At 40.5% G+C, this 370-nt stretch carries 1 protein-coding gene; it reads right to left on the bottom strand.

The window, feature by feature from the left end; translation table 11 throughout:
- Positions 1–370 (bottom strand): accessory Sec system protein Asp2 (locus SH09_RS13920; RefSeq protein WP_042740216.1); only part of this gene is annotated, 370 nt, incomplete at both ends.

The following is a 370-nucleotide window of genomic DNA, read 5'->3' as shown; positions in this document are numbered from 1 at the left end:
ATTTCCTTTAGCACGCATAGAAATAATGACATGCGCATTATAATCACGTCTCGGAATTTCTAAAGGTTTTTCTAAACCTTCATGGCGTAGTAGAAATGTTTCAGCAACTGTATCTGCACGATGCACGGGTACTAATCGAAAGACGAACTCTACGTCAACATCTCCCGTCAATGTGTATTCAGGCCAAATTTGTATGACTTTATCTTGGTCATAGACGATATAACGTCGCCATGTTAATAATGGCTTCATCTCGTCACCAAAATCTCCCGACACGACAAACACATCGTTCCCTTCATAATGTGACGTTCCATCAAACGGACGTTGTAACATACAATTAATCGGCGAGATTTTGTCACCATATTGTCCTGGA

This window comes from Staphylococcus gallinarum (assembly GCF_000875895.1).
GTDB lineage: Bacteria > Bacillota > Bacilli > Staphylococcales > Staphylococcaceae > Staphylococcus > Staphylococcus gallinarum.
This window is presented reverse-complemented; position numbering and strand designations above follow the sequence as displayed.